General features: G+C 73.7%; 11 protein-coding genes. 4 read left to right on the top strand and 7 right to left on the bottom strand.

Annotated features, from left to right (window positions below; genetic code table 11):
* Both BZL64_RS03150 and BZL64_RS03145 read right to left on the bottom strand, forming a co-directional pair.
* On the bottom strand, window positions 1–271 hold a 271-nt coding region (locus BZL64_RS03150; protein ID WP_244205157.1), incomplete at its 3' end, for a GDSL-type esterase/lipase family protein.
* 86 nt (window positions 272–357) lie between these two features.
* The gene (locus BZL64_RS03145) at window positions 358–1269 is read right to left on the bottom strand and encodes a LysR family transcriptional regulator (protein WP_086765901.1); all 912 of its coding nucleotides are present in this window, start codon (window positions 1267–1269) and stop codon (window positions 358–360) included.
* A gap of 144 nt (window positions 1270–1413) precedes the next feature.
* Between BZL64_RS03145 and BZL64_RS03140 the strand changes: the two genes are divergently transcribed.
* Together BZL64_RS03140 and BZL64_RS03135 are read left to right on the top strand one after the other, a co-directional pair.
* Window positions 1414–2109 carry a type 1 glutamine amidotransferase domain-containing protein gene (locus tag BZL64_RS03140; protein ID WP_086765899.1) on the top strand — a complete coding sequence of 232 codons (696 nt, stop codon included), beginning with the start codon at window positions 1414–1416 and terminating at the stop codon, window positions 2107–2109.
* Window positions 2110–2237: 128 nt separating this feature from the next.
* Window positions 2238–2678, top strand: a complete 441-nt coding sequence (locus tag BZL64_RS03135; RefSeq protein ID WP_086765897.1) for an SPW repeat protein — start codon at window positions 2238–2240, stop codon at window positions 2676–2678.
* Between the two features lie 146 nt (window positions 2679–2824).
* Here BZL64_RS03135 and BZL64_RS03130 read toward each other — a convergent pair whose 3' ends face one another.
* From BZL64_RS03130 to BZL64_RS03115, 4 genes are all read right to left on the bottom strand, one after another.
* Entirely contained in the window at window positions 2825–3616 is a 792-nt protein-coding gene (locus tag BZL64_RS03130) for an ArsR/SmtB family transcription factor (RefSeq protein WP_244205156.1), read from the bottom strand.
* Window positions 3617–3647: 31 nt separating this feature from the next.
* Window positions 3648–5363, bottom strand: coding sequence for an alpha/beta hydrolase (locus BZL64_RS03125; RefSeq protein ID WP_086765893.1), 1716 nt, complete (start codon window positions 5361–5363; stop codon window positions 3648–3650).
* A 145-nt stretch (window positions 5364–5508) separates the two neighbouring features.
* Window positions 5509–6285: a GNAT family N-acetyltransferase gene (locus BZL64_RS03120; protein ID WP_086765891.1), complete on the bottom strand. Its 777-nt coding sequence runs from the start codon at window positions 6283–6285 to the stop codon at window positions 5509–5511.
* A 40-nt stretch (window positions 6286–6325) separates the two neighbouring features.
* Complete coding sequence (locus BZL64_RS03115; RefSeq protein ID WP_086765889.1) at window positions 6326–6709, bottom strand: MerR family transcriptional regulator; 384 nt, start codon at window positions 6707–6709, stop codon at window positions 6326–6328.
* A 57-nt stretch (window positions 6710–6766) separates the two neighbouring features.
* Between BZL64_RS03115 and BZL64_RS03110 the strand changes: the two genes are divergently transcribed.
* Both BZL64_RS03110 and BZL64_RS03105 read left to right on the top strand, forming a co-directional pair.
* A complete protein-coding gene (locus tag BZL64_RS03110; protein WP_086765887.1) occupies window positions 6767–8047 on the top strand; it encodes an MFS transporter in 1281 nt (426 codons plus the stop codon).
* Window positions 8041–8538: a nucleoside deaminase gene (locus BZL64_RS03105; protein ID WP_086765885.1), complete on the top strand. Its 498-nt coding sequence runs from the start codon at window positions 8041–8043 to the stop codon at window positions 8536–8538. The genes BZL64_RS03110 and BZL64_RS03105 overlap by 7 nt, the downstream gene beginning before the upstream one ends.
* Before the next feature lie 34 nt (window positions 8539–8572).
* Here the strand turns inward: BZL64_RS03105 and BZL64_RS03100 are convergent.
* Window positions 8573–8768, bottom strand: a 196-nt coding sequence (locus BZL64_RS03100) for an LPXTG cell wall anchor domain-containing protein (protein ID WP_143662963.1), incomplete at its 5' end; no start/stop codon positions are given.

Below are 8768 nucleotides of genomic sequence, written 5' to 3'. Positions count from 1 at the left end.
CGGCGACGACGGTGGCGAGGTCGGGGCGGAGCGCGAGTGCCGGGGCGAGTTGCTCGGAGCGGACCTGCCCGGCCAGCCGGCCGCGGACGGCGAGGTTGGCGTACCGCAATCCGGTGTCGTGGTGGGCGAGTTGCTCGGCGAGGCGGTCGGCCCAGCCGCGCAGGCCGGTCGTGTCGTCGCCGTCGCCGACCCCTTCCGTCTGGCTGTCGCCGAGGGCGACGTAGCGCGCGTATCTGATCCGGGTGCTGTGGGTGTTGTGGGTGCTGGACATGGAGGGGCCCCCTGCGTCGACGAGTCACCCCAGCTTACTCACTTTTTTGATTATTCAGTTAGGGGTCCATTGTGGTGCGGGCCCGTTCACCAGGCGCGGCCCTCCCCCAGCAGAAGGTCGCGAACGCGGGCCATGTCCGGGTTCTCCACGGCTCCGGGCCGCTGGACGAGGAAGGCGGTGTTGATCGGCGGGTCCTCGGGCTCGTGCAGGGCGACGAGTGCGCCCGAGGCCAGTTCGGCCAGGCAGAGGTAGCGCGGCAGGACGGTGAAGCCCGCGCCCGCGACGACCGCGGCCAGCACGCCGCGCAGGTCGGGCACGGTCACGGCGGCGGGGCCGGACAGCCGTCGGCCGAAGACGTGCCGCCAGTAGCGGCGGGCGATCGGCAGGTCCTGCGCGTAGGTGACCAGCGGGACCGGGTGCAGGGCGGCGGGCAGTTCGGCGGGCGGCCGGTCCCCGAGCCGGTCGGCCCAGGCCGGGGCGGCGACCAGGACGAACTCCTCGTCCATCAGCGGCGTCGAGGTCAGGGTCCGGCCGCGCGGGCGGGTCGTGGCGATGACCAGGTCGTGCCGGCCGGCCCGCAGTTCGTCGAGCAGCGGCTCGGTCAGGCCGGTCGCCACGCGCAGCCGGACGCCGTCGGCGGCCAGCGGCGCCAGGGCGGGCAGCACGCGGGCGCACAGCAGTTCGGCGGGACCGGCGAGGTGCACGGGTTCGGGGCGTCCCGCCACCGCCGGGCCGGGCCCCGCCATCGTGGCCAGCTCGTCCAGCGGTGCGGAGATCCGCGCGGCCAGCGCGTCGGCGACGGCCGTCGGGGTGACACCGCGCGGAAGCCGCTCGAACAGCTCCCGCCCGGCCTGCCGCTCCAGGGTCCGCATCTGTGTCGTCACGGTCGGCTGCGACAGGCCGAGCAGTTGCGCCGCGCCGGTGAACGACCCCGAGCGGTAGACCGCGAGGAAGGTACGCAGCAGGTTCAGGTCCAGGTGATGACTTTGCTCCACCATCCGCAGTATTCCGCCTCGCCCATCGGGATTCCCATACCTGACATTGGAATCCTCATTGGTTTCCTATGGCTGGACGGCCTAGGTTCGACACACCGACACCAAGACACCCACCACGAGAACTCGACACCCCGGAGACAGACCACCATGGCAAAGATCCTGTTCGTGATGACCGGCGCCGACCACTGGACGCTCGCCGACGGCACCCTGCACCCCACCGGCTTCTGGGCCGAGGAGGCCGTCACCCCGTACGAGGCGTTCCGCGCGGCGGGCCACGAGGTGGTCGTCGCCACGCCGGGCGGCGTGGTCCCGCCGGTGGACAAGGGCAGCCTCGCCGCCGAGCTGAACGGCGGCCAGGAGGGGGCCGACCGCGTCGCCGCCGGGCTCGCCGCGATGACCGAGCTGCAGCGTCCGGTCCGCCTGGAGGACGTGGATCTCGCCGACTACGCGGCCGTCTTCTACCCCGGTGGACACGGCCCGATGGAGGACCTGGCCGTCGACGCCGCCTCCGGCCGCCTCCTGGCGACGGCCCTGGAATCCGGCACTCCGCTCGGCGTCGTCTGCCACGGCCCGGCCGCCCTGCTGGCCGCCGTGAAGGAGGACGGCTCCAACGCCTTCGCCGGCCGCGGCATCGCCGCCTTCACCAACGCCGAGGAGATGCAGGCCGGCCTCGGCGACAAGGCCAAGTGGCTGCTCCAGGACCGGCTGACCGAGGCCGGTGTCGAGGTGCGGGTCGGCGAGCCGTGGGCGCCGCACGTGATCGTGGACGGCAACCTCGTCACCGGCCAGAACCCGGCCTCCTCGGGCCCGCTCGCCGCCGAACTGCTGAAGAAGCTGGGCTGAACCGCGCCCGCCGAGTGACCCGCCCACCTCTACACATAAAGGAAAAATAAGCGCAGAATGGGCTTGCGCGGCTCTTACCGCACACCGCACCAGACGCGGTCAGACCTGCAAGTCGAAGGAGATGAGTCATGGCCAACGTCTCGCACTCCCGGGGCGACATGTCGACTCACCCGGATGTTTCCGAGATGCGGACCCGGTACGACCGCATGCTCGATGGTCGCGACGTGGCGCTCGTGGACGGACCGGTGTTCCTGCTCGGTCTGTACTGCGCCGTGTCCCCGTGGATACTCCACTACACCGCCAGCCAGCCCGCGCTCATGACGCACAACCTCATCGTCGGCATAGCGATCGGCCTGCTGGCGCTCGGATTCACCGCGGCTCCGGCCCGTATGTACGGCCTGAGCTGGGCCATGTGCGCGCTCGGTATCTGGATGGTCGTCGCCCCGTGGGTTGTCGGCGACAGCCCGGACGCCGGTGTCATCGTCAACAACATCATCATCGGGGCGCTGGCACTGATCCTCGGACTGCTGTGCGCCGGTACGGCGGCGAAGAGCGTCCCCAAGGCGTGACGCACCTCCACGAGAACGAGAACGAGAACGAGAAAGCACAGGCCCCGTAGAGCACAGAGCGGAGACAGGAAGGCGGCCCGGCGCCGGGCCGCCTTCCGTCGTCCGCCCCGCCGATCGGCCCCGCGGTCCCTCTGTCCCGTGGCCCCTCAGCCGCTGGGCACCAGCCACGGCTCCTGCGGCAGGGTGCGGCCGGTCTCCAGCAGCGACTTGAGGTTGGACAGCACCGCGGGCCAGCCCTGCGAGACCTCGGCGAGCGCGCCCTCGTCGGCGAGGTCCTCGTGGACGACGGTGAGGCGGACGATCTCGGCGTGCGGCACGATCTCGAAGGTGACCCGCGAGTGCCGCTCCGGCTGCCCCTCCTCGCCGGGTGCGGCCCAGGTGGTGACGAGGCGGGTCGGACGCTCGCTCTCCACGACGGTGCCGACGACGTCCGCGGTACCGGAGCCGTCCGTGCGCACGTGTTCCCAGCGCGAGCCGGGCCGCCAGTCCGAGACGTTGCTGTGCCCCCAGTAGGCGGCGGTCAGGCCGGCGTCCGTGAGCGCGTCCCAGACCCCTTCGGGCGTACTGGCGATGTAGGTGACATAGACGAAGGTGGGTTTGTCGGCCATGGCTTCCTCGGCTCGTCGCTTGACCTCGTTGAGCACGCGCAGCCGCGGGCGCTCGAACTTGTCGATCCACCGCTCCTGGATGTCGTGGAGCGGCACCGGGTTGAGGTAGTGCAGCTTCTCCCGCCCCCGCCGCACCGTGGCGACCAGGTTGGCGGCCTCCAGGACGGCCAGGTGCTGGGTGACCGACTGGCGCCTCATGTCGATGTGCTCGCACAGCTGCCCGAGGGTCTGCCCGGACCGCTCGTGCAGCCGGTCCAGCAGCCGTCGCCGCGTGTCGTCGGCCAGCGCCTTGAACACCTGGTCCGTCGCGGAGTCGCTCTCTGATCGCACGCCCCACGTTATGCAGGTACTCACCTGCATGTCAACGGCGGGCGTCCGTCCGCACGCCACCCCGCGGGGGCAACAGGCCCGACACGACCTCCTGGGGCCAGACACCGTACGGCGCCCGCAGCTCGGGCGACTCGCCGGGGGACCGCGTCCGGGTCGGCGTACCGGCCGAGGCGGGCGGAGCCGCCGACTCCGGGATCCGCTCGACGAACGGCGGGAGGTCCTGCGCGCACCGCGCGCCCTCCGGCGGCAGCGCGCCCGTCAGGAAGTAGCGCACCACATGCCGCCCGACGCAGGCGCTCGGATTGTCCAGCGCGGTGTGCCCGTACCCGTCGAGCGTCAGCAGCCGCGCACGGCCCAGCTCCGCGGCCATCGCCCGGCCCGACGCGTACGGGGTCGAGGGGTCGTGGGTCGGGTTGACCACCAGCACCGGGTGGGCCGTCGTCCGGTCCCACGGACCGGTGTACGGCCGCGCCGCGCGGGCCGGCCACGCGGTGCACGGCTCGGTGGCCCAGGCCCACCAGCTGCCCAGCGCCCCGGCCTCCGCGACCGCACGCCGCTCCAGCCCCGGATAGCGGTCCGGCGAAGCCGGATTGGGGCTCTCCGCGCAGATGACCGCGGTCGACTGCTCGAAGCCCGGGTAGCGCGCCGGTTCCGCCGCCACCGTGCCGGGGTCCACGGGCGCCCGCCCGGCCCACAGCCCTTCGAGCGTGTCCGCGATCCCGGCCCAGCCGGGGTGCACGGTGTAGAGCCCGCCGCGCACCTCGCTCACCGTCCGCGCGTACGTCCACTCCCCGACCGGCCGCTTCGCCAGGCGCCGCAGCAGGGAGTCGTACTTGGCGCGGGTGGCCGTGGGGCTGCCGGCCGAGAACACGCATCCCGTCACCGGTGCCCGGCCGCAGTGGTCGAGGAACTGGGCCAGCGTCCCGGCCGAGCCCAGGTGGGAGCCGAGCCGCAGGAACGTGTTCAGCTCGGGCTCACCGGTCGCACCCCCGTTCACCCACGCCCGCGGGTCCACGTTCCCGTCGACCACCAGACGCCCGACCCGCTCGGGGAACAGGTTCGCGTAGGTCGCGCCGAGCAGCGTGCCGTACGAGATGCCCCAGTAGTTGAGCCGTTCCTCCCCCGTCGCGCGGCGCAGCAGGTCCAGGTCGCGGGCGGTGTCGGCGGTGGAGATGTGGCGCAGCAGCTCCGGGTCGTCGCGCTCGCAGCGCCGGGCGAGGTCGGCGTAGGAGGCGGCGAACGCGCGCTGTTCGCGCTCGCCCACCGGGAACGTGGGGACCTCGGCATGCCAGGCGGCGGCCGCCTGTGCGGAGGGGAAGCAGCGCACGGCCGTGCTCTCGCCGACGCCTCGGGGGTCCCAGCTGACGATGTCGTAGCGGTCGCGCAGCTCGCGGGGGAACTTCTCGTACAGCTCCGGCAGGCCGACGGTGCCGGGGCCGCCCGGCCCGCCGGGGTTGAAGAACAGCGTGCCGGCCCGCTCGGCGGGTTCGGCGGCGCGGTGCCGGATCACGGCCAGCTCGATGGTGCGGTCCGCGGGACGGGTGTGGTCGAGGGGTACGTTCGCCATCGCGCAGTCGAACGCGGCCCGCGGCTGGCCCTCGCAGGGCTTCCAGCGCAGGACGACGGCGCCGTCCCCGCCCGGTCCGCCCGCCGATGCCGGGCCGGCCGCGCCGAGCAGCATCACCAGCGCACCGGCCGCCGCGCTCGCGGCCCCTCGGAGCGGTATCCGTACGACGGTCCGTGGCATGAGTGGGCCCTTCCCTGGCGGCTGACGGGAGCCGGGCCCTGCGACAGCGGCCCCGCTGCCATACCACCGGCGCCCCGTCCGCCGGGCAACCGACACGCGGCCGAACGGGCGGTACGGGGACGCGCAGACGCGGGGACAGGCGGGCCTACGGCACGTACACGTACGGCGTCGTCGTGGTCAGCGGGGCGAAGCCGAGGCGCTGGAGGATGGGGCGGCTCTGGTCCGAGGCGTCGACCTGGAGGTAGCGGTAGCCGCGGTCGGCGGCGATGCGGGCGCGGTGGGCGACGAGGGCGCGGTAGATGCCGCGGCCACGCCAGGGCTCGGAGGTGCCGCCGCCCCACAGGCCGGCGAAGGGGGTGCCGGGGATGAGTTCCATGCGCGCCGAGCTGACCGGCTCGTCACCCGCGAGGACGACGAGGGCGACCAGGTTGTCCGGGTCCGTGGCGAGGCGGTCCCGCATCAGGTCCACCAGCCACGCGGAGTCCTTGCCGAACGCCTTCTCGTTGGCCTCCGCCATGAGGCCGACTCCCGCCATGTCGGTGACCGGCACGATCCGCAGCCCCTCGGGCAGTTCGGCGCCGACGAGCTGCTCGCCGGTCTCGCCGATCATCAGGGTCTCCTCCGGCTCGGGCACGAACCCGGCCCCGGCGAGCCGGTCCCCGAGGCCGGCGGGCCGGTCGTGCCCGTAGAGCTTCCACTCGAAGTCGCGGCCGAGTCCGCCGAAGTACGCGATCTGCTCGGCGATCGCCGCGTCGGCGTCCGCGGCGCTCAGATCGGACCACACGACGCCGTTCCAGCCGTCCTCGGAGCCGACATGGCGGACCACCCGCCCGACGCGTTCGACGCGTGCGCCGGGGCTTTCCGGGAGTGCGCCTTCGCGCATGTCCCGGTCGTACAGGGCGAGTATCGCGGCGTTGTCCATGGGCACACTTCAGCATCGCGCCCCGATGTGATCAACGGGATTATCGGCGGGCCGCGTTCTCCCGCGGTCGTACGGCCGCCAGATAGCCGCTGAGCCGGTCGCGGTTGCGGGCCAGGCAGTCGATGCGGGCCTGGATGCGGTCGATGTGGTCCTGGAGCAGGGCGGCGGTCTCGGGGGTCAGATGCTCGGCGGGCAGGATGATCTCGTCGGGCCCGGACAGGTAGGGCAGGATCGCGCGGATCATCTCGGTGGTGAGCCCGGAGTCGAGCAGCCCGCGGATCTGCTGGACGTCCCGGACGGCCGCCTCGCCGTAGGCCCGGTAGCCGTTCTCGCCCCGGTCGGGGTGGAGCAGGTCCTGCTCCTCGTAGTAGCGCAGCAGCCGGGTGGGGACACCGGTGCGGCGGGAGAGTTCGCCGATCTTCATGTCTGGCTCCCGATCGCGCTTGCCTTCACACTGATGTGAACCTCCGACGATGGTCGCATGTCCACCGCGTCCATATCCAAAGGCACCGCCGTGCCCGCGCCCCTGCCCTGGTCGGGGCTGCTCGCCCTGTCCACGGCCGCCTTCACCGCCGTCGTCACCGAGCTGCTGCCGGCCGGACTGCTGCCGCGCATGGCGCCGGCGCTCGGCGTCTCCGAGTCCCGGGTGGGCTTCCTGGTCACGGGGTACGCGGTGGCGTCGTTCGCGGCGGCGATCCCGGTGACCGCGCTGCTGCGCGGCCTGCCCCGGCGTCCGGTGCTGATGGGCGCACTGCTGGGTTTCGCGCTGAGCAACGTGGTGGTCGCGCTGTCGTCGTCGTACGGCGTCACGTTCGCGGCGCGGCTGGTCGCCGGGGTGACGGGCGGCACGCTGTGGGCGATGCTCGCCGGGTACGCGGCCCGGATGGTGCCCGCCGAGCGGCGCGGGCGGGCGATCGCGGTCGTGCTGGCGGGGATCACCCTGGCGCTGTCGCTGGGGGTGCCCGCCGGGACCGCGCTGGCCCGGCTGGCCGGCTGGCGTGCGGCGTTCGGGCTGCTGGCCGGGGTGGCCGTGCTGCTGGTGGGCTGGGTGCGGTGGCGGGTCCCGGACTTCCCCGGCGAGGAGCGCGGCACACGCGTCCCGCTCGCCCGGGTCGCCCTGCTCCCCGGAATCCCGGTGATCCTGTCCGTCACCTTCTTCCTGCTGCTGGGCCATCAGGTGATGTACACGTACGTCGCCCCCTTCGCGGCGCAGGCGGGCTTCGGGCGGACGGACGTCGTGCTGCTGGTGTTCGGCGCGTCCACGGTCGCGGGGATCTGGGCCACGGGCCTGCTCGTCGACCGGCGGCTGCGCGGCACCCTGCTGGCCGCTCTCGCCCTCTGCGCGGCGGTGATGCTCGCGCTGGGCCGGTACGCCGGGGCGCCCGCCGTACTGCTGGTGTCGGCCGCCCTGTGGGGTGTCGCCTTCGGCGGGGCGCCGACGCTGATCCAGACCGCGCTGGTGGACGCCTCGGGCCCGGCGGCGTCGGACGTGGCGACCTCGCTCCAGACGACGGTGTACAACGCGGGCATCGCGGGCGGCTCGCTGGCCGGCGGTGTCGTCCTGGAGGGCGCGGGCGCCGGTGCGCTGCCCTGGACGGCACTGCCCCTGATGGGCCTGGCCCTGACGGCCGTCGCCGTGGGCCGACGGCACGCCTTTCCGCCGGCCCGCCTGCCGTACGTCCGCTCCGGGGCGCTCGCCGGCCCGCCGTACGCTGGCGTCGAGGACCGGTCCGAGGACGAGGAGAGCCGCAGGTCATGCTGAAGGACGACGAACTCCCGCATCTGCGCCGCTGCGTCGCGCTCGCCGAGGAGGCGCTGGCGGCCGGGGACGAGCCGTTCGGCTCGGTGCTGGTCGGGGCCGACGGGGCGGTGCTCGCGGAGGACCACAACCGGGTGGCGTCCGGCGACCGGACCCGCCATCCCGAGTTCGAGCTGGCCCGCTGGGCCGCGGCGCGGCTGTCGCCCGAGGAGCGGGCGGCGGCCACGGTCTACACGTCAGGCGAGCACTGCCCGATGTGCGCGGCCGCCCACGCGTGGGTGGGCCTCGGCCGCATCGTGTACGTCGCCTCGTCCGCCCAGCTGACGACATGGCTCGCCGAGTGGGGCGTTCCCGCCGCGCCGGTGCGGGCCCTGCCGGTCCAGGAGATCGCCCCCGGCGTGACCGTGGAGGGGCCGGTGCCCGAGCTGGCGCAGGAGGTGCGGGCGCTCCATCGACGGTTCCACGCGACCTCGGCGGAGCCGGAACGGCCGTAGGCCCCTAGGGCCCACAGCCGTCCGGCACCTGCCGTCAGTGTCCGGCGGTGGGCCGGAACCTGCGGTAGAGGACCGCTCCGCCCAGGACCAGGGCCCCGGCGCCCGCGAGGGCGGGAACCGTGGCGTCCGTGCCCGTGTGGGCGAGGGCGGACAGGGCCTGCGGCGCCTGTGCGGCACGGGCGGGCGGCACCACCGTCGGGTCCGCGTGGGACGCGGCGGGCGGGGTGTGC

This window comes from Streptomyces bobili, assembly GCF_002154575.1.
GTDB lineage: Bacteria > Actinomycetota > Actinomycetes > Streptomycetales > Streptomycetaceae > Streptomyces > Streptomyces bobili.
The sequence above is the reverse complement of the archived record's forward strand: the minus strand, read 5'-3'. Positions and strand labels throughout refer to the sequence as shown.